18 protein-coding genes are annotated in these 20,419 nt (G+C 44.6%); 7 read left to right on the top strand and 11 right to left on the bottom strand.

The genetic code is table 11. The features are described 5' to 3' along the window. Positions 1-93 precede the first annotated feature (93 nt). Positions 94-684 (bottom strand): RNA recognition motif domain-containing protein, encoded by a 591-nt coding sequence (locus ACRBG0_RS00605; protein WP_431484995.1) that lies wholly within the window; start codon positions 682-684, stop codon positions 94-96. A 66-nt stretch (positions 685-750) separates the two neighbouring features. On the opposite strand from ACRBG0_RS00605, the gene pbpC reads away from it, so the two are divergent. Next, complete coding sequence (pbpC, locus tag ACRBG0_RS00600) at positions 751-3,108, top strand: penicillin-binding protein 1C (RefSeq protein WP_431484994.1); 2,358 nt, start codon at positions 751-753, stop codon at positions 3,106-3,108. 66 nt (positions 3,109-3,174) lie between these two features. On the opposite strand, the gene ACRBG0_RS00595 is transcribed toward pbpC, so the two are convergent. The 5 genes from ACRBG0_RS00595 to ACRBG0_RS00575 all read right to left on the bottom strand — a co-directional run bounded on the left by ACRBG0_RS00595 (position 3,175) and on the right by ACRBG0_RS00575 (position 8,459). Next, on the bottom strand, positions 3,175-4,569 hold the full coding sequence (locus ACRBG0_RS00595) for an APC family permease (RefSeq protein ID WP_431484993.1): 1,395 nt from the start codon (positions 4,567-4,569) through the stop codon (positions 3,175-3,177). Positions 4,570-4,705: 136 nt separating this feature from the next. Then, entirely contained in the window at positions 4,706-5,437 is a 732-nt protein-coding gene (locus ACRBG0_RS00590) for a phosphatase PAP2 family protein (RefSeq protein ID WP_431484992.1), read from the bottom strand. 118 nt (positions 5,438-5,555) lie between these two features. Next, positions 5,556-6,182, bottom strand: coding sequence for a hypothetical protein (locus ACRBG0_RS00585; RefSeq protein ID WP_431484991.1), 627 nt, complete (start codon positions 6,180-6,182; stop codon positions 5,556-5,558). A 360-nt stretch (positions 6,183-6,542) separates the two neighbouring features. Next, complete coding sequence (locus ACRBG0_RS00580; protein WP_431484990.1) at positions 6,543-7,532, bottom strand: hypothetical protein; 990 nt, start codon at positions 7,530-7,532, stop codon at positions 6,543-6,545. Positions 7,533-7,847: 315 nt separating this feature from the next. After that, the gene (locus ACRBG0_RS00575; protein WP_431484989.1) at positions 7,848-8,459 is read right to left on the bottom strand and encodes a hypothetical protein; all 612 of its coding nucleotides are present in this window, start codon (positions 8,457-8,459) and stop codon (positions 7,848-7,850) included. Positions 8,460-8,835: 376 nt separating this feature from the next. Between ACRBG0_RS00575 and ACRBG0_RS00570 the strand changes: the two genes are divergently transcribed. After that, complete coding sequence (locus ACRBG0_RS00570; RefSeq protein WP_431484988.1) at positions 8,836-10,887, top strand: OmpA family protein; 2,052 nt, start codon at positions 8,836-8,838, stop codon at positions 10,885-10,887. Between the two features lie 37 nt (positions 10,888-10,924). Then, positions 10,925-11,878: a carbon-nitrogen hydrolase family protein gene (locus ACRBG0_RS00565; protein ID WP_431484987.1), complete on the top strand. Its 954-nt coding sequence runs from the start codon at positions 10,925-10,927 to the stop codon at positions 11,876-11,878. 20 nt (positions 11,879-11,898) lie between these two features. Here ACRBG0_RS00565 and ACRBG0_RS00560 read toward each other — a convergent pair whose 3' ends face one another. Then, positions 11,899-12,645 carry a class I SAM-dependent methyltransferase gene (locus tag ACRBG0_RS00560; RefSeq protein WP_431484986.1) on the bottom strand — a complete coding sequence of 249 codons (747 nt, stop codon included), beginning with the start codon at positions 12,643-12,645 and terminating at the stop codon, positions 11,899-11,901. Positions 12,646-12,709: 64 nt separating this feature from the next. On the opposite strand from ACRBG0_RS00560, the gene ACRBG0_RS00555 reads away from it, so the two are divergent. Continuing rightward, the gene (locus ACRBG0_RS00555) at positions 12,710-13,447 is read left to right on the top strand and encodes a nitroreductase family protein (protein WP_431484985.1); all 738 of its coding nucleotides are present in this window, start codon (positions 12,710-12,712) and stop codon (positions 13,445-13,447) included. A 335-nt stretch (positions 13,448-13,782) separates the two neighbouring features. Here the strand turns inward: ACRBG0_RS00555 and rsmA are convergent, their stop codons facing one another. The 3 genes from rsmA to ACRBG0_RS00540 all read right to left on the bottom strand — a co-directional run bounded on the left by rsmA (position 13,783) and on the right by ACRBG0_RS00540 (position 16,768). Then, entirely contained in the window at positions 13,783-14,616 is an 834-nt protein-coding gene (rsmA, locus tag ACRBG0_RS00550) for a 16S rRNA (adenine(1518)-N(6)/adenine(1519)-N(6))-dimethyltransferase RsmA (RefSeq protein WP_431484984.1), read from the bottom strand. Between the two features lie 441 nt (positions 14,617-15,057). Further along, positions 15,058-16,245 carry a glutathionylspermidine synthase family protein gene (locus ACRBG0_RS00545; protein ID WP_431484983.1) on the bottom strand — a complete coding sequence of 396 codons (1,188 nt, stop codon included), beginning with the start codon at positions 16,243-16,245 and terminating at the stop codon, positions 15,058-15,060. After that, complete coding sequence (locus tag ACRBG0_RS00540; RefSeq protein WP_431484982.1) at positions 16,235-16,768, bottom strand: hypothetical protein; 534 nt, start codon at positions 16,766-16,768, stop codon at positions 16,235-16,237. The genes ACRBG0_RS00545 and ACRBG0_RS00540 overlap by 11 nt, the downstream gene beginning before the upstream one ends. Positions 16,769-16,897: 129 nt before the next feature. On the opposite strand from ACRBG0_RS00540, the gene ACRBG0_RS00535 reads away from it, so the two are divergent. The 3 genes from ACRBG0_RS00535 (at position 16,898) to rfaD (ending at position 19,927) form a co-directional block, all read left to right on the top strand. Next, the gene (locus ACRBG0_RS00535) at positions 16,898-18,454 is read left to right on the top strand and encodes a polyamine aminopropyltransferase (protein ID WP_431484981.1); all 1,557 of its coding nucleotides are present in this window, start codon (positions 16,898-16,900) and stop codon (positions 18,452-18,454) included. Positions 18,455-18,520: 66 nt separating this feature from the next. Beyond that, on the top strand, positions 18,521-18,910 hold the full coding sequence (gene speD, locus ACRBG0_RS00530; RefSeq protein WP_431484980.1) for an adenosylmethionine decarboxylase: 390 nt from the start codon (positions 18,521-18,523) through the stop codon (positions 18,908-18,910). Between the two features lie 51 nt (positions 18,911-18,961). Further along, positions 18,962-19,927, top strand: a complete 966-nt coding sequence (gene rfaD / locus ACRBG0_RS00525; protein WP_431484979.1) for an ADP-glyceromanno-heptose 6-epimerase — start codon at positions 18,962-18,964, stop codon at positions 19,925-19,927. A 17-nt stretch (positions 19,928-19,944) separates the two neighbouring features. Here the strand turns inward: rfaD and ACRBG0_RS00520 are convergent, their stop codons facing one another. Continuing rightward, positions 19,945-20,259, bottom strand: coding sequence for an ArsR/SmtB family transcription factor (locus tag ACRBG0_RS00520; RefSeq protein ID WP_431484978.1), 315 nt, complete (start codon positions 20,257-20,259; stop codon positions 19,945-19,947). Positions 20,260-20,419: the final 160 nt, after the last annotated feature.

The following is a 20,419-nucleotide window of genomic DNA, read 5'->3' as shown; positions in this document are numbered from 1 at the left end:
GAGCTCTTTCAAAAGTATGGCTGAGAGGCAAAAAAAAACGCACGAATACCGAAGCATTCGTGCGTTATGTTATTCTAAATCCTAATTAAAGGACTAGTAGCGATCGCCGCCGCCGTAGCCACCGCCACCGCGGTTGTAGCCACCACCACCGCCACCACGGTTGTAACCGCCACCACCGCCACCGCGGTTGTAGCCACCACCACCGCCGCCGCGACCGTAGCCACCGCCACCGCGCTTCTCGCGTGGTTCAGATTCTTTAACCGCGATTTCACGGCCATCAATCTCAGATCCGTCAAGATCTTCAATAGCCGCACGTCCTTCGTCATCGTTTGCCATTTCGACAAAGCCGAATCCACGAGAACGACCGGTTTCACGGTCCATAATAACTTTGGCAGAAGTAACCTCGCCGAAAGCTTCGAAAGCTTCACGCAACCCGTCATCGGTAGTCGCGTAATTTAATTTAGCAACAAAAATATTCATCAACAAAATATTAAAAAAGTAAAAAGCAATGGACTGAATAACCAGTTCATCTGGCTCAATCCGGAAAAACGAAAGACCAAAAAGTTGAGTGAGGAAAGAAATAGGCTCAAAAAGATGGGCAGATAAAATTCCAACAAACCCACTTATAGGGTTTTCGATTTTCAAATCCCCGTAAAGGTAAGCTTTATTTAAATACCGCGCCACTTTTTTTCTAATTGTCAGATATTTATGCCGTTTTTAGCATTTTAATTAGGGCAAGTGCTAATTATCATGAAAAAAAAGTCTGTTTTTTTAAAAGGGGTATCTGTTTTACTGATATTATTCTTCCTCTGGTGGCTATTTGCATTACCTCGCCCTTTATTCAATCTCCCTTTAGCGACAGTCATTGAAGACCCTCAGGGAAACCTCCTTAGCGCACAGATTGCCAGTGATGGCCAGTGGCGATTTCCTTCCGTTGATAGTTTGCCTACAAAATTCCAAGTTTGCCTACTGGCATTCGAAGATCGACGCTTCTGGCAACATCCGGGCGTAGATTTTCGGGCACTGATACGGGCTAGTCGTCAAAACATTCGTGCTGGCCGTATTGTCAGTGGTGCGAGCACCATTAGTATGCAGGTGATACGCTTGTCCAAAGGTAACCCTCCAAGAACTATTGGTCATAAAATTCTGGAAATACTACTTGCCCTACGATTAGAAGTTGCTTATTCAAAAAAAGACATTTTACAGTACTGGGCAGATAATGCTCCTTTTGGAGGCAATGTTGTAGGCTTAGAAGCTGCAAGCTGGCGTTATTACGGCAAAGCCGCTATCTTACTCAGCTGGGCCGAAGCTGCCACATTAGCAGTACTACCTAACAGCCCGGCCCTTATTCATCCTGGTCGCAACCGCGAAGCATTGACTCAAAAGAGAAATAGACTCTTGGCCAATTTAGTAGCGCTAGGTGAATTAGATCAACAATCCTATGAACTAGCCATTAGCGAACCTCTTCCTGGTGCACCTTTACCACTCCCTTCATTGACGCCTCATTTACTGCAACATATCAGAGCGACGAATGGCCCTGGCCGCTGGGTCGTTAGTATCGATGGCCGCTTGCAACAACGGCTCATCCGGTTAGCTCAACAACAGCAGCAACGGCTCGCAGGCAACGGCATCCACAATTTGGCAGTGCTTATTATGAATACTGAAAGCGGTCAAGTAGTTGCTTATTTAGGAAATATGTCCACACTTGCTGAAGAACATAGCCCACAGGTTGATTTGATTCAAGCACGACGCAGCCCCGGAAGTTTGCTCAAACCACTACTTTACAGTTTAGCTGTCCAACAGGGAGTTATCCTTCCTCAAGAGCTTTTACCGGATATTCCTTCCGTATTCGGTGGTTTCCGGCCAGAGAACTTCCACGAATCCTACGCAGGAGCTGTCCCTGCACATCAGGCACTGGCACGTTCACTTAATATTCCGTTTGTGCATTTATTAAAAAACTACGGTGTAGCTCCTTTTCATAATGCGCTCCAAGCCTGGCAATTTGACCATATTACCCAAGAACCTGACCACTATGGCCTATCACTGATCCTTGGAGGTTGTGAAGTAAGTCTATGGCAAGCAACAGCTTGGTACAGTAGCTTGGGAAGACTGCTCCTCCACCAGCAGGCTTATCAAGGGCAATACGCCCCCGAAGACTGGCGCTTGCCTGATTACCTTATCCGCCAACAAACTGCTCCTGCTCCTTCACTACAAAATGCACCTGGTCAGATAGGTGCTGGTGCGGCTTGGGCCACTATCCAAGCCCTTGAAAATTTGGAACGGCCAGATAGCGAAGGAGATTGGGAGGCCTTCAGTTCTAGCAACCAGATGGCCTGGAAAACAGGTACCAGTTTTGGTTTTCGGGACGCTTGGGCTGTAGGCCTCGACCCCGACTACACCATCGGCGTATGGGTCGGCAATGCCGATGGGGAGGGGCGGCCTGGCTTAGTGGGGGTCCAGGCGGCAGCTCCTTTATTATTTGCTGCTCGTCAATTACTCCCGCGATCTTCAAATGGGTGGTTTGAAACACCATTTAACGATCTGACGCCTGCCGTGGTTTGTCATCAAAGTGGCATGCTAGCTAGGACTTACTGTCCCGCCGACAGTGTCTCAATACCTGTAAGGCTTAGCGGCGGACAGCTCTGTAATCTACACGAGCTCATTCACCTGGACCAAGATAAATTAAGGGTAAATCAGCAATGCCTGGAGCAGTCTGAAATCGCTCATCCAACGGCTTGGTTTGTGCTACCTTCCTTGCAAGCCTACTATTATCGCCAACATCACCCAGCATATATGCCGCTCCCTCCCTGGAGGGACAATTGCCGCCCGACCTCTGAGAATACGCAACGAATGCAGTGGATTTATCCTACTCAGACCACCAGAATAAGTATTCCTCGAAATTGGCAGGGAGAAGCTGAAGCAGTCATTTTCTCAGTAGCACATCGTCAATCAGATGCTATTATCCACTGGCATCTTGATGGGCAATATATAGCTACTACTCGGCAATTGCACACCTTAGAGTTGCAGCCTTCGCCGGGCACACATCAGTTATCCCTCATCGACCAAGACGGACAACGTTTGACCAGGAAAATAATCATTGAGGAATAATAAAGACATAGCGGCTCAAAGTAGCTGTTCTAAAGAGGAGAGTGTCATTACAACACAGTCCCCCTTTTAGGTATTCACCTTTTTAGACGATGCCTTTGGATGCTTATCTACTGTCCTTGACTTGTTAGTTTCTGAAGATTCAGGTACTGCACTTGCCGGTTTATACCGCCATTTTTCCCAGGCAAAAGAAAGGGCTCCAGCAGCTAGATTGAGCATCCCTAATAGGCTTTCAAAGGGCTTGTCAATTAACAGAAACAATAGCACGATAACATTAAAAAACAAGAAGATAATTTGCACCCAAGGATAAAGAGGACCTCGCCAGCAGTTGGTCTCCCCTATTTTGCGCCGCCGCAAAATAAATAACCCGACCACCGTAAGGATAGTGAACAATTGAAGAACGAAACCACTGTAAAGCAAGACTTGCTCAAAGGAACTGGTGGTTACGAGAAAAACGGAGATTCCTGCCTGCAACCAAATTGCACGCACGGGTACTCCTGTTTCATTATCACGGGCAAAAAACTTCCACATCTGGTAATCACCAGCCATCGCACGGGTTACGCGTGAACCGACCCAAATCATGGCGCTAATCCCGGCGATCAACAAGCCTGCAATAAGAAAACTAACAATGCGGCCTCCCGTCTTTCCATACATTAATTCTGCAACGACCTGCCCAACTTCGACCTTCCCAGCCAATAGACTTGGCGGAGCTTGCCGGAGGAAGGCCACCTGTAAAAGAATAAAAAGTAAACTGACTAACAATGTCCCTCCCAACAGGGCTTTTGGTAGATTTTTTTGGGGATTTTTGATTTCATCCGTTAGATAAGCAGCAGCATTCCAGCCTGAAAAAGCATAAATAACATACACCAATGAGACTGCATAAATCGGTTCTATCATTGATGACCAGGAAAAGGAAAATCCTTCTACGGTACTAAATGGACTACCTACGGCGGCTGGCAACAAGAAACCACTGACAATGAGTACCAATACGAGTAAGACTTTCATTCCCGTAAGAATATTTTGAAACCTACTACTTTGTTTGATATCAAATGAATGAACCAGCGCAACAAAAAGGATCGACAACATGGCCACAGAAGGACCAGACCAGCCTAGAAATTTTGCCACATAGCTGCCTATAGCCATTGCCGCCAATGCAATTGCTGCAGCAAAACCAACGGTGATACTTACCCAGCCAGATAAATAACCAAGAAAAGGGTGGTAAATTCGGGAAAGGAAGTGGTATTCCCCTCCTGACTTAGGTAATCGTGTAGCTATTTCCGCGTAGGTAAATGCTCCTGCCAATGCAACCACTCCTCCAATAACCCAAAGTAAAAGGATGGCGCCCATATCCTGCAAACTAGCCAATTGAAACCCCAGTGTGGTAAACACTCCGGTACCGACCATATTGGCCACGACAATCGCAGCGGCAGTTGCCCAGCCTATTTTTGTTTGGTTAAGAGGCATAATAGATCATTCAGCGGATCAATTTATTACCGCTTTACTTTAGACGCCACAATATAACTGCGTAAATCTACAGGTTATTGGATATTGACCAAGAACCCTAAACTAGATTAACGAAAGTATAACAGGGATGGTACTTTTACAAGCGATGAAGGCGTGGGACTAAAACCCCCAACAAGGCACCAACACCGTAACCGACCAATACATCGGAAGGAAAATGTTTGCCTGCCCGCATTCTTCCATAGCCCGTTATTAGCGGTAAAACGGCAGCCGTAACCCAAACAGTAGACTTGTAACGGCTATCAGGATAAATATCATTATACATTTGGGCACCTGCAAAGGTAAAATAGGAAGAAACTGCTGTATGCCCTGAAAAAAAAGAATACCGAGCTTCTTGTTTTAATTTTAATTCCAGCGGAGCAGATCCGTTATAAACAAAGGGTCTTGGTCGGCGAACGACCGTCTTGGTAAGGTTAATTAAGCCGGCATTGATTAATGCCCCTTCTAAGGTAATGAGAAGTAACTCTCCACTATGTTCACGGTTCTCTTTATCCAAGAGTAAAGCAAAAGGAAAAGCAATGGAGCTTAGTGCCGTTACATTACTCAACTGGTGACCAGCATTAGAATAATGACGGATGGAGTAACGATCAAAACCCAATATCCTGTCAATTTCTAAAATTCCAATTTGTTCTTCTAGCAGGGGTTCGACCCTGCGATCAAGGTAAATGGCGACACCAGTTGTCAAAATCCCCGTTCCTAAAAGAGGAAAATCTACCTGGTTACTTAATTGATAAGGGAAGGTGTGTTGGGCTTTAGAGCTTATGGAAGAGGCCAGAAAAACAAACACCGTCAAAAAGAAAAATAAGCGCATAATATTGAAAGTATATAGGTGAATACAACTAGCCAAATAAGCTATAAAATCAATAGACTTTTTTAGCGAAACAAAATCCCGCCAAAAAAGTCTATCAAAAACCCTGGAAAAATAAATATTATTCTTTGTGGGCGTGCTTCTTTTTTATAACACCTTTTCCATTAAGCCACTCAGGAAGTGCATAAGCCATACCACGTCCTTCATAGGGTGTTTTCCTTATATCATCGCGGCGATTAGCCAATTTCTGTAAACTTCTCACCACCATTTTCTGTATCTCATCTGTACCAGGATGCTCGCCTTGAGCAGCTTTATCAGCCTCAATAAACGCCACAATTTGGGTATTTATCATCGCGTGGTTAGTCTCACGTAGTGCCTTGAAAACGAGTTCATCATATTCTGACAAGCGATAGCCAGAGGCTCTTTCTTTCTTCGCTTTCTTTCCTCCTGCTTTCGGAGTACGTTTTACCGGTGCTGTTCCAGTCTTCACTCCTGCAGGGCGACCACGGCGTTTTGCTCCGGATTTAGCAACTGGTGCAGGAATATTCACCACTTCCAATTCTCCTTCAACTTCTGCTAACAAAGCAGCTTGTTCTGCTTCAATTTGTTCAATCGCAGGAAGGGTAGATTTTAATTTTTTGACCATACTCTTAGTATGATCAAGTTCGAATTGTAGCTGACGCTGACGCGATTCGAAATTAGCAAGCAGCTGTTTGATGTCGCTGCTGGCAAGCTTTAAATTAGCCATGTGTGTGTTAGTTTGCTGCACCCCTCACTAAAACAACCATTTAGCATTTTTCTCCTAAAACAAAATGCTATTCTTCTGGGGGACGTAGAACGTAAGGGATGCCATCTTTAAATACATTAAAACTGTCATAAAAATCGCATTTTTTACACGAAATACTTCGTATAAAATGCGATTTTCGGCAAAAATACGCTTTAAAAATTAAACTTACCTCAATTCAGAAGGGAAAACATAATTCTACAAACACCTACCTCTTAAACCAGGAACTAACTATTCTTAGTCATTATCAATATAATAATCAACATTTTAGTCAAAAATACTCCTGGCCAGACCATCTATTGATTTTCCCAATCAATTTGAATTTCAATCCCAGCCTAATTCATTTCTTAGCGAAGCGTTAGCCGCTGTAGACCTGTTTTTTGACCAATAGTCATCTTGGGTTGTTTTTTGACGCGTTGCTTTTGTGGTTCTCAGCTTACCATCAAATGCACTAGGGTATTCATCTGTCCAACCCTCTATATAATAAGGTGCAACTGAAGAAAAAACGATATTCAAGGTTCTTTTAAATTCTGGATACTCAATCGTATAAACTTTAAGTGCTTCTCCGGAAAATTCTGTTCCTGCATAATCTTTCAAACTTGCATTCGCGGTGTAAGCTTGGTATGGCTGGTGTCGTAACCGAAGAAAGGTAAGTCCTGGTATAATCTTCAAGCCATCCCTCACAGGTAGGCTGCTATAATCCATTCTTATCCTATTCATCACCTCATCCTCTAGAAAATTTGCAGCGGCTTCTTTCTGTTCATCTCCTTCAGATTCAAAATAGGAAAACAACTTATATTGGTATTGTTCATTTTGCAAATTAATCTGACTAAAAACCTGACCACACCAGTCTTGGGCAGACTGGGTAACTTTTAGTGTCCGTGAAAAATCTTTTGTCTTTACGGGGGTAAACACTGAAGTCATAATAGAATAATCGTAAATCCCTGTGGTAAAGCGAGTGATACCATTCATCTTCAGGATAGCCGTTGAATTGGGATCCTTGTAACTATCATTTTTCACTTGCTTGTCCGTCAGAAAGTCTTCTGTAACGAAAATAAGTAGTGCTTCACCTGGATGAATTCCCTGGTAACGGTTTTGTTCTAACTCATAAACATTCAACTCTCCTTTGCCTTGGTACCAATATTTATCTAATGTAACACTGGATTTTTCAAAAGCAGAAGAGGCTAAAGGCAAAGGAGTCGGGCTAACGGTAGCAGTATTTACCGTTTCTACATTGCCTTTTGGCGGGGTTTCACAAGAGAAAATCATAGCATAAAGTGCAGCTATCCCTAGCAAATAAAATGATCTTTTCATCACAGCGTTATTTACGCTTAACAACAGTAAATCAGCCCAATAGGTTGAATAAAAAAGCGACTTATCACCGACACCTTGTTAAACAAAATCGCTTTTTCGAATATAATTAATAGTGTATCGCTGCCAAAAAATCTAATTTGTTTAACGGTTTTTGCAATTAATAACTATTTTTGCAACGAAAGTTTACTAATGCACTTTTTGTCTCAGGGCTCTTTGCGATGCAAAGAGCCCTAGATTTTTATATACCCGTGAATAAAAAAGACGCAACAGTCTCCTGTTGCGCCTTGTAAAAAGCTTAAAGTCGAAATAAATATTTTAGCGCAACTCCAGCACTTCTGTCCATTCTGCTGAAGAAGTTAGTATTCTCAATATGTATTCTCCACGCGGCACTTGCAAAAGATTCATCCGCTTTTCAATGTCTTCCAAGCCATTTATCGTTTCCTCGTAAAGAATATCGCCGCTTGCCGTTAATAAATTAAGTGTGAAATCGTCTTTCCCTGGATTTCTATAATTGACATCCAATTGTCTCCCTTTTAGCGTGACTTCTGGATAAAAGATCACCTGGCGCTGGCTTAGCTGATATTGAATTGCGCGCTTGGTTAGCTTAACAGGTTGGCGGATTTCACTAGAATTCATTTTCAAAATAAAAACATAGTCCCCCTCCCTCAATGCTTCTAAGCTGTATAAACCTTGGTAATCTGTCCCGGAAATTTTCTGGCAGAGCAAAACTTCGCCCTTCGTAGATTTCACAGAAAAATCAGCTTGAGCGTGATCTAATCCTTCTACTTTTAATCCGAACTGTTTTCCCAAACCAGCATTGATAATTAGGAAGTCAGGTAAATGATTAGCTGCCAACATAAGTGGCAGACTGGCTAGCACAAATAAAAAGACTGCTAGCTTGTGTTTTAAAATATTTTGATTGTTCATGTTATTGTCATTTGGTCTAAACACCAATCGTGTGCTTTTAACACTAAGTTGGTTATTTATAACAAAAGTACAGCGAAAAGGATGTGAATACTACCAGTATTTTGACAAAAACTGATACTTTTTTAACCAACCTGGATGATAAATCACTTTATTTTATCAATATAGATCAACAATAGCGAATTTCAATTGTAGGAACAAAGCTTCATCCAATGAAAATTCTTCTAATTTTGATAAAACCAAGAAATATTGGGAATTACCGTACCGTAATTAAGCCGTACACCCAAGGCGTATAAATCTTATTTTTACCGTCTTTAGTATTGCGCAAAAAATAAGTTGAGTCATCTTTGTGGTTTTTCAAATAGCCGACACGCTTAAAATGAACCGCTTATCCAGCTTTTTGAAAAACGATAGCCCTACTTATTTTGTGCTGCTCCTTAATCAAGGTACCCCCATGAACTATTATCTTATTCTTCTATTTTGCTTCTTTTCCTGTACTCCCCTACTCTACAGTCAAGGCTACGAACCCACTTCGGGAAGCATGGCCGCAGCTCATTTCCAGGATGGCCAATCAGCTTTATTGGGTAAGGACTTCGCCACAGCTATCCGACATTTCCGGAAAGCACTCCGAGAACAAGAAACGCTAACCGTCGCTCACCGAATGATAGGCCAATGCCACGTTTTATTAGGACAATACCCCGAAGCTGCGAATGAGTACATTCAGGTTCTCAAAGCCGACAGTATGTTCTCACGGATGATTTATTTCGAACTAGGAGATACCTATTACAAGATGGGGGAGCCTGAACTGGCCCTCCGTTATTTTAAAACCTTTAAAGAACTGCAAGAAATCCCTGTTGAAGAATTTGGCTTACACGGTGTGGAAGAATTGGCGGATGAACTCGTTATTAGTGATCGCCTGAATAACAATATTCGTGCCTGTCAGATGACCATTGACTCGGTAAAGTTCATCAATATCACGGAGATTCAAAACCTTGGCAAAGGCATTAATAGTAGCTTTGACGACTATTTTCCTTTCCTCACCAATGATCAACAACAGCTTTACTACACCCGACAGCGGGCAGATGGTGACGAGGACCTCTATTATAGCCAACTACGCAATGGAACTTGGCGCAATGGTGAACGTATCAAAGATTTCAATACGGAGCAGCCGGAAGGAATGAGTACCTTGGTTCGCAATGGTCGGCAGCTTTTTTTTACAGCCTGCAAACGTGATAGCGTTGCCGGCCCGTGTGATATATGGGAAGCCCTCATTGACGGTGCAGAAATACAGGCCATCACGCCACTGGGGGCACCCATCAATTCTGTTTACTGGGAATCGCAAGCGGCGGTGAGTTGTGATGGGAGTAAACTCTTTTTTGCCAGCAACCGGCCTGGAGGAGTAGGCGGCACCGATATTTACATGACCGAAAAACTGGCCAACGGCAACTGGAGCTTACCGGTCAACCTAGGCGTACCACTGAATACACCAGGAGATGAAGAAGCTCCTTTTATTTCTAACGACGGAAAAACCCTCTATTTTTCAAGTACTGGTCATTTAGGACTTGGAGAACAAGACATTTTCATGAGTTGGTGGGACGAACGCCAGAAGCGGTGGAGTATTCCTATTAACCTTGGGCCTCCTGTAAACGGGCCTCATCGGGAATTGGGTTTTTATCTATCGGCCAGCGGCAAAACAGGCTTCTTTGCCAGTAATAGGCCAGGAGGAATCGGCGGAATGGATGTTTACCGTTTTGAACTTTCAGAACAATTGTACGGAGAGCCCATTACTTTCGTCGAAGGTATCGTAAAAGACTCTGTCTTACTTAGCCCTGTGCAAGCGACAGTAACGATTAATGGCCGGCTTAGCCCTATTGAAACAGATGCTGAGGGGAGATTTTTTCTTTGTGCGGGGGCAGAAGAAACTCTCGATTTTCAAATTATGGCGGAGGAGTATCGCCCTTATCATAATCAGTTTTTCATTCCTCCTTGGGAAAATCGTTCTTTTTTCAACCTCAATCTGTTTCTACAACCCAAGTTTAGTTTTCTTGCCGAATTGGAAGCAGAATCACAACTTCAAGACGTCACGCCTAGAAGTATTCCTAAAAACATTACGCTGGAGCACCATATCCTCTTTGGTTTTGACAGTGCAGACTTAAGCCAGGGTGAACTCGAAAGCATGGAAGCACTGGTAGAAAACCTTAAAAGCAAACAGGTAAAAACCGTAGAAATTGTTGGCTACTCCGATGATATCGGGGAACAGTCTTACAACCTGGCACTGTCTGAGCAACGCGCTAAGAAGGTGGCAGTTTTTTTACTCAGTAGAGGCATTGAAGTAGACGATATCCACATCGAAGGTAAAGGGACTATTGTAAATGACCGGACACGGGCCTTCAACCGGCGGGTTGACATTAAGATTACGCTGAATGAATAGGTTAGATGGTTGATGGTTAGTTAAAATTTGAAGTGTGATGAAAGAAGATAAATTAAAGGTAGGGTTTGCCCAAATAGCGCCGGTATGGCTACAGCGGCAGGCAACCATTGACAAAATGCTAACGTATGTGCAACAGGCAGGCGAACAAGGTTGCCAGTTATTGATTTTTGGAGAGACCTTATTACCGGGCTACCCCTTTTGGATAGACTTTACTGATGGTGCCCGATTCAATTCTTCCTTTCAAAAGGAAATGCACGCCCACTACCTGGAAGAAGCTATTCAAATCGAGCGAGGTGACCTCGATGCTTTTTGCCAAGCTGCCCGTGCCTATCAGATGGCACTAATACTAGGCGTGGTAGAACGTCCTACTGACCGAGGAGGGCATAGTGTATATTGTTCGTTAGTCTACATTACTCCTAAAGGTGAAATTGCGAATATACACCGTAAACTACAGCCTACTTACGAAGAACGCTTGAGCTGGTCGCCCGGAGATGGACATGGCTTGAGGACTTTTCCTTTAGGGAAATTCACTCTTGGAGGACTCAACTGCTGGGAGAATTGGATGCCGCTTCCACGAGCAGCCTTGTATGGATTGGGAGAAGACTTACACGTAGCTATTTGGCCCGGAAGCGTGCGTAATACGGAAATTCTAACTCGGTTTCTAGCCCGTGAGGGGCGCTCTTACGTTATTTCTGTAAGCGGATTGATGCGGGCAAGTGATATTCCAGCAGGAATACCACATGCTGATCTTCTACGGGACAAAGCTCCTTCCTGGATGGCTGATGGTGGCTCTTGTATTGCTAATCCTGACGGAAGCTGGCTTTTGGAACCGATCACCAAGGAAGAATGCTTGCAGATTGCCACAATTGATCATGCCAAAGTACGAGAAGAGCGGCAAAACTTTGATCCGGCAGGGCATTACTCACGGCCTGACATTACGCAATTACACGTGAATAGAGAGCGACAGAGCACAGTGTTTTTCAAAGAATAAGCCCCCTAGAATCATCAAGTTCATGGTCTCTTATTGAGGTAGAGTCTAACAAACTGGTGATTACCCGAGCTGCCAAAATTTTGATGTACTTGGTGGATATCATGCTTCTGAAAAAGAGTAAATACCTTATTAAGGTCGTAATCAAACATTGGGAAAAAATAATCTTTAGAGCCGGTCAATAGTCGTCCTAAGCGAGGAAACGTAAATATTATTTTTCGCATCCGATTTTCTCTTGAAGTACTAAGGTTATTGTAGGTCAATTGTATAAAGGCATAACCTCCAGGAAGAAGGTGATCCAGCAAGTGATCTAAAATTAGCATTCCTCTATCGGCGGGGATATGTTGAAATACCATTTCGGAATAGATTAAATCATATTTATCTTTTAGAAAAGGAGGGCAATCTGGAATATTCACAAAAGTAACATTGGAAATATTTTGTTCGTGTTTATTCTTTTCTGCTTCAGCTAGCATTGCTTCGGATACATCAACTCCGGTGACCTGTTCATAATATGAACAGAGGGCTAAACTAAGTCGACCGGTTCCACAGCCAAAATCCAATGCATTAGAAAATTTCCTATCTTCTAATGGCCAAATTTCATCCAACCGCCTCATCTTAGTATCCACACTCTTTTTCCCTGAAGCAAAGAAAGCCTCCTTAGTAGTAGCATTCAAGTTGCTACTCCGGTATTCCGGATGAGTAAGCACACCAAAGTAGGGGTCAGTTTGACCAATCTTCTTCCAAAACTTCGTGTAACCCTTCTTATTCATAAACTAAAGCTAAAAAAAATATCTTCCACAAGACATGAAGTTTACCTTTAGGTCAGAAAAATAAATGTTGATCATGAACCAGGCTGCCGAAGTATTTGACAAAATTGTAACTGCCCGTAGGGCGGTAAGGAAATATAAAGAAAACGCTTCCTTCGATTCTGATGCTGTAGCCCGTAGTTTGGCCCGTGCGGTACTGGCCCCTAACAGCAGTAACTTGCAAACTTGGGAATTTTACAGGATCAGAACCGCGGCCACCAGGGCGGAAGTCGCCCGCTTGTGTATGAATCAGGGTGCTGCTCGTACTGCCCACGAACTGGTGGTAGTTGTATGTAGAGGTGATAAATGGAGAGAAAACAGCCAGCGGGTTTTAGCACATATGCACGAAAGTTTTTCTGACCCGCTCACGAAAAGGGACCGCCGTGCCATAGAGTACTATAAGCGTAATATTCCACTGTTGTACATGAATGACCCTTTTGGTTTCATGACGCTTGTACGTACGCTGATCGTTCAATTTAAAAGCTGGCAAGGCCCGATGGTACGATGGAGTGGTAGTGCCAACTCCAGGATCATTACCCACAAAAGTGCGGCACTGGCTGCTCAGACTTTTATGCTCAGTATGCAGGCGGAAGGCTACGCTACTTGCCCTATGGAGGGGTTTGATGAAAAACGCCTAAAACGATTGTTAAAGCTACCCCGCAAAGCAGAGATCAATATGGTGATCGCTACCGGCCCTGCGGAGGAAGGGGGCGTGTATAGCGATCGTTATCGGTTTCCTATTGAGGAGGTGGTGAAGGAGATTTAGGAAGTGGGAAGTGGGAAGTCGGAAGTACCGAGGTGTAAACGTTAGATGAGTGTAATGGTGTAAAAGTGTAAGGGTGTAAAAGTAGGCTGTTCAATCTGATGGTATACCCAGGTTCCGCGGGCTTTAGTCCGCATGGGTTTTCTCTCCTATCGAAATGCGGACTGAAGCCCGCGAAACCTGGTTGACAGCCGCGATGTCTAACTCTCCAGCTAATAACTAAAGAGCTAAAAAACGTCACGGGTAAAACACAGCAAATTGTACAGCCTAGGTGTAAAAGTGTAAGGGGCTAAACATTGGGGTACCGAATACTTTCCACTTCCGCTTTCCGACTTTGATTAATCTTCCTTGGTTTTTCTTTGTTCGAGGACTTTTTCGGCGATTTCTACGAATGCTTCTACGCTAATTTGTTCAGGGCGAAGCTGGTAGCGTTCGTTTTGGATTTCCTCGGAGGACAGAACGCCTTTTAGCGAATTGCGTAACATTTTACGGCGTTGACCAAAAGATAATTTCACCGTTTGCCGAAAGGCTGACCAAAGCTCATTGCTAACAAGGGGGTCCTCACGTCGGACTAAACGAATCACTGCTGATTTTACTTTAGGAGGAGGGTTGAAGTTGCCTCTGCCTACTGAAAACATATACTCTGTATGAAAAAAGGCCTGAACGAGAACACCAATAATACCATAGGTTTTGCTCCCCGGTCCGGCGACTACACGATCAGCAACTTCCTTTTGAAACATACCAACCATTTCGGGCACCTGGTCACGATACTCGATGGTCTTTATGAGAATTTGGGAAGAGATGTTGTAAGGATAGTTGCCAATAATTGCAAATGGGCCCGTGAAGATTTCTTCCAGGTTTAGGCGCAGGAAGTTGGCGGAGATAATGTTACTGGCAGGCAATTGTGGGTAGTGCGCTTGCAGGTAAGCCACCATATCTGGATCGGCTTCTACGACTTTGAGCTCATAATTTTTTTCAAGCAAATACTTGGTCAGCATACCTTGACCAGGGCCAATCTCTAATACTTGATTATACTGATCGGTAAGTTGTAGCCCGTCAGCAATTTGCTGAGCGTACTGCTCATTTGTAAGAAAATGCTGGCCGTAGGATTTCTTTGCGCGCACTGGAAAGGAATTAAAATGAATGGGCAAAGGTAAGCTTTTATTGTTCATTCGAACAAAGGCTGATTTCAAGACCCACCCCAGCCCTCCCTGAATGGAAGGAGCTTTTGAATTGGGTGTTAGGTAGTACTCTCTACCTAGGGATAGTACTCATACTTGCGCCTCTTAAAGGAGATTTTTTCGTTACTTTTTATTAGGTTAATCACTCTTTAGTAATTTATTTTTGGTCGAATGGACACCCCACCTCCGACCGAGCGGCTACCCACCCCCGTCTCTGCGAGCCGACCCCGCCAGCGGGGTACATGGGCGGGCCGTGGCCCGCAAATACTTTGTGCGCAGGCCGCTAGGCCGGAGCACGGTGCCAGGATGGCGCAAGGACGAGCTGGTGCAGCGGTAGTGCGCAGCGCAGCAAGTACTAAGAGCGGAACAAGCGGTAGCCCGCGCAGCATGGCTACGGCCCCAAAAGATCAATAAGTGTATCCTCTTTGGTTCTTATAGCACCGTATGGCCTACAAACTCGGCGTCATCATCGATAATGAGGTCGTCTTGGCGGCGGATACCAATGGCGCAGGGGTGATCGCAAAAGAAAACGGAGGCTTGGTAGCGGTGGCCATCTTCGTCGACGGCAAAGCTGGCCAGGTCTTGAAAAACGGGGGGCATATTGCTGTAATCACCATCGTTTTCAGCCATTGGGCGGGCATGGCCATCAAAGAGGGCTACATTCTCGCCAGTGCGCCCGAAGAGGGGTTTGCGAGCGTAACGGCCGTCCGGAAAGTCGGTATAGGAAAACGATGCTTTGAGTAAGGATGGCTCTTGCGGATGGTCCTTAAAAACATGGGGTAATACACCTTTGGACTGCATAATCATGGTCCAGGCAGGGTTAATGATTTTGACTTTTTCCTCCATTACCAGGTCCGTGAGGAGGCCCATTAGTTCGGGTTCTTCATAGGCAAAAAACTCCCAGGGGATCATTTTGTACCAAAAGTCGAACTGGATAAAACGATCCGGGCCTATTTCTATGAAGACGCCATTTTCGGGATCGAAAATCACGGCTTCCAGGGCTACTTTATGGACTTCTTTGAAGCCCGCTGCTTTAGCTGCTTCTACTAAAACTTCAACATTGAGCCAATCCTCTTCGTATCCTAAAGTCGAGAGCAATAAAGTGGGTTCTTTATCGGGATGCTGCTGCAAAAGGCGCTGAAATCGGCGGGTAAGTGCTACGAGTAGAGGATCGAAAGGGCCACTGCCTTTTTTCTTACGCATCTCTACCCAGAGGTGCCGCTGTATATGTGCGGTTTCCGGGATCAGGGAGCAGGTATCGGCATTAAACTCCAGCATTTTGATCGGGTAATCGCCGAAGCCTCCGGCAAAATCGAAGCGGCCGACCAGAAAGTCATCCAATTCGTTTTCGATGGAGTATTTCACCAATCGCTGGGCATTATGGGGGATACCCAAGTCGCGCCAGTTTTGATCTCTTGCTATTCGCTGAGCGGTGTTTCGTAAAGCTTCGAAACAGTGCTGTGCGGCCTGTGCCCATGCTCGCTGCTCGGACTCACTGATGCCGATGATTTCATCCGCAAAATAGTCTTCGTTTTCGCCACTGGACAGCCACTCCATCCCTTCCCGGCGCATAAAACGCGGAGAAGGGGCGGGAGCAGGAAACAAACGATTATCCACCATAAGAACGGCTTGAGCGGCTGGTACCATAACCAGAACGGCTGCCACTGCTAGGGCGGCTTACTTTTTGGGCAGTAGAGCGGATGGTGTTGCCCGTAGAATTATTAACCCTGTTATAAGTATTAGGGTCTCTGTAGGCACTAGCCGATGGTCGGAAGCCGCCCATCATACTACGGCCAATCATATAACCAAAGAAGCCATAGCTAGCGGCACGCATGATACCACTGCCTTGCGAGGAGGTGCCTTGTGACTGCATGAGGCGAGCTTCGGTGAGCGTGAATGTATCAATACCACCATCAAGGTATTTGGCGATGATCAAACTTTGGGAAGTATCCGGAATCGGTACTTCATCTTCGATTTTAAACTCATCTGGCTGTACTTCCTGAACGGTAGTGATCAAGCCCTGGGTAGGAACTTCTTCCTCTTGGTATTCAACGTTACTGCCACAGCTACTCAGGGCGGCCATGCCGAAAGAAGTGACGATAAGCGCAAAAAACAGGTTACGGACTAAGCGTTTAGTAGACATAAGAAAGGGTTGATGTGAAAGACGGGAAAGAAAGCGCTTTCCATTTATTTTCTCAAAGATAGGAAGAATAGGGAAAGATTAATAAACCCTACTTTTGTGATTCGTTAGCATTGCTCAAAACTGACTGCTGTGAAAAAAAAACCTTTCCAACTCTCTGAAAAATCGGCATTGATTATTGCGGTTTTTTTGGCGGGATTATGTTCCATCATTTATGAGTTGTTGATCTCAACGACGAGTTCGTATTTTCTCGGAGATAGTGTCAAGCAGTTTTCCCTGACCATTGGTGTTTATATGGCCGCGATGGGGCTGGGTTCTTATCTATCAAAGTTTATTGATAAAAAATTGTTGACGAGTTTTATCTGGATTGAACTGGGGCTGGGATTCGTTGGAGGGGCGAGTGTACCGATCTTGTACGGCTCTTTTCACTACCTCACTGCGGGGCAATACCAGGGCTTAATGTTGGGGCTTACGGCTGTTATTGGTACGCTTACGGGTTTTGAGATCCCGCTGTTGGCGCGAATTATGAAAAAATTCTATCCGCTGAAGGCGAACCTTGCCAATGTTCTTTCCTTGGACTATATCGGGGCCTTGGCGGCAACGCTGTTGTTTCCTTTCCTTTTGCTGCCCTTTTTCGGGTTGTTTCGTACTTCTGTGTGTTTTGGATTACTAAACATTGCCTTGGGATTCTTCATTTACAGCTACTTTCGGTCGGCTACCAGCAATAAAGGGCAGAAGGGCATTTGGGTTATTTCGGGCCTGATCATTATCGCTTTTGCGTTTTTGCTTATTTATAGCCAACGACTACTTCAGCAATGGGAAAGCCAAGCTTATTCTCATACGATCATTCATGCTGAGCAGACACCTTATCAGCAAATTGTGCTGACCAAAAACCAGGACGAAACGCGGCTGTATCTCAACCGGATTATTCAATTTTCTTCGCGCGATGAATATCGCTATCACGAGGGGCTGGCGTTGCTGCCCGCCGGTTACTTACATCAACCTAAGCGAGTACTCATTCTGGGTGGTGGTGAAGGCCTGCTGGCCCGAGAAGTACTGAAACTACCTAGTGTGGAGGAGATTGTAGTTGTAGATTTGGATCAACGGGTTTTTGACTTAGGCATTCATCATCCGCGTTTGAAACAGGTCAATGAAGGCGCATTGACCCACCCTAAGGTGAAGACGGTAGCCCAGGATGCCTCACTTTTTTTGCGTTTTGACACAACAACTTTTGATCTCATTTTGGCGGACCTGCCAGACCCTTCCAACGAAGCGGTAGCTCGTTTGTATAGTACTTATTTTTTCCGATTGGCAAAAAACAGCTTAGCTCCTGGGGGCATCTTTGCTACGCAAGCCGGCAGCCCTTTTCATACCCGAAAGGCCTATTGGTGTATTGTAGAGACGCTGCGAGCTACCGGGTATACCACGATAGTGCCCTATCATATTTATGTACCTTCTTTTGGAGAATGGGGGTTTGTATTGGCTTCAGATCGGCCGTTGGGCACACCTACCCTACCCTCCGGGGTTAGCACTCGCTACCTGGAGGCTGGGCGCCTTGATCACCATTTTGAGTTTGCGCCAGACATCAACGCGCCTGCTGAAGTAAGAACTAATAGCTTGGATCAACCAGTACTGCTCGACTACTACCTCGACGAGTGGAAAACTTGGCGCAAAGAAAAAATCCAGTAAATTGTGCTATTCCTGAAAAGCTAAGTCATTTTAATCTGATGCCTTTGTCCCAGTAGATTTTTGTTTATGAAAAATGACCCCAGCGCGCTCGGTCGCCATATTATTTTGGAGCTTTATGATTGCCCTGCTGATTTACTAAAAGCACCAGCACAGGCAGAAAAATTTCTTCTTGAAGCTGCTGAGCGGATGGAGGCTACAGTCGTTAATGCTCAGTTTCATGCCTTCTCTCCTTATGGTGTTTCTGGTGTTGTTGTTATTCAGGAGAGCCATCTTACTATTCATACTTGGCCGGAACATCAGTATGCAGCTATTGATATTTTCACTTGTGGAACGCTGAAGCTCGAAGAAGGAATTGCTTATTTATGTAAAGCATTTCAATCTAAAAGACATTGGCAACGGGAGCTTGCTCGGGGGCTTAATTTGGACCACTCCAAAACAGCTTCAAGTCTCTTATAATCGAGGGTTCATTCTTACTTTTGTATTTTTGCAAAAAAGTAAGCAAATCGTATGATCGTAGTAACCGGAGCGGCAGGTTTTATCGGTAGTTGTTTGGTAGCAGCCCTCAATGAACAAGGCAGAGAAGACCTGATTCTAAGTGATGATTTCAGTCGAGAAGACAAGCTGCGCAACTGGACCGACAAGCAGTTTATCGCCAAAGTTGACCGGGATATTTTTCCTACATGGCTGGATACCAATCATAAAGATGTAGAGGTTATCTTTCACCTCGGTGCCCGCACTGATACGACTGAGCAAGATGAAGCGCTTTTTGATCGGCTGAACCTTCATTACACCCAACAGGTGTGGGAGCGCTGCCAACGCTATGACATTCCACTTATTTATGCCAGTAGTGCTGCTACTTACGGAGCCGGTGAGCATGGCTACCAAGATGACCACTCTGTCATTGATAAATTGACGCCACTGAACCCTTACGGGCGCTCGAAAAATGACTTCGACAAATGGGCGTTGCAGCAAGATCAACAACCACGGCGCTGGCACGGCCTCAAGTTTTTCAATGTTTACGGTCCTAATGAGTACCACAAGGGTCGCATGGCCAGTGTTATTTTTCACACCTTTCGGCAAATTCAGAAAACCGGCGCCATGAAGCTATTTCGTAGCCATCGCCCTGATTTCAAGGATGGTGAACAGAGCCGAGATTTTATCTATGTAAAAGATGTAGTAAAAATGATGATCTGGTTGTGGCAAAATACGGCTCCCAATGGTCTTTACAACATAGGGACCGGCAAAGCACGAACGTTTTATGACTTGGCAGCCAACACCTTCAAGGCGCAAGCCTTGGTGCCAGATTTATCATTTATCGATACGCCGATAGACATCCGCAACACTTACCAATACTTTACAGAAGCGGATATGAATAAGCTACACGAGGCAGGGTATCCTAATGAGTACTACAGCCTTGAAGAAGGAATTGAGGATTATGTGCAAAAGTACTTGTCCGAAGACAAGGTGTGGTAGGCTGTGGTGCTAGACTACTAGGCCGCTTTGAGGCCCAACTCATTACACAAAGATTGAACTGATTTTAGTGCGTCCAAATTTAACTTATAGCCAGAGTTACCATCAGGTAGTTCAACTGGCACTATAAAATGGAATCGGCGTAGGATACTAATATGTTGCGAAACAGTAGGTTTGCTAAGAGGAATAACTTGAGCTAAAACACTAAAGGAAAGTTGGAACCGCTGTAATAACAATTGTATAATTAAAACCCGGGCTGGGTGCCCTAAGGCGAAATGATAATTTGCGGCATCAATCAGTTCTTCTTCAAATTTGTAGTCTTTTTTGAGAGCCATAAGCGTTTTTTTAGCGTTGAATAACGAGCACTAAATTAATAAAATGTTTTTAATTAAAAAATAAAAAACAAAACATATTTCAATCTATAGGAGTTTGCTTGTTTACCACGCTACATGAGATAGCTGCCGCTCTCACATAACTTCCATTCGTATAAATACA

Origin of the sequence: Lewinella sp., assembly GCF_050633125.1 — a bacterium.
Classification (GTDB): Bacteria; Bacteroidota; Bacteroidia; order Chitinophagales; family Saprospiraceae; genus Lewinella.
The sequence above is the reverse complement of the archived record's forward strand: the minus strand, read 5'-3'. Positions and strand labels throughout refer to the sequence as shown.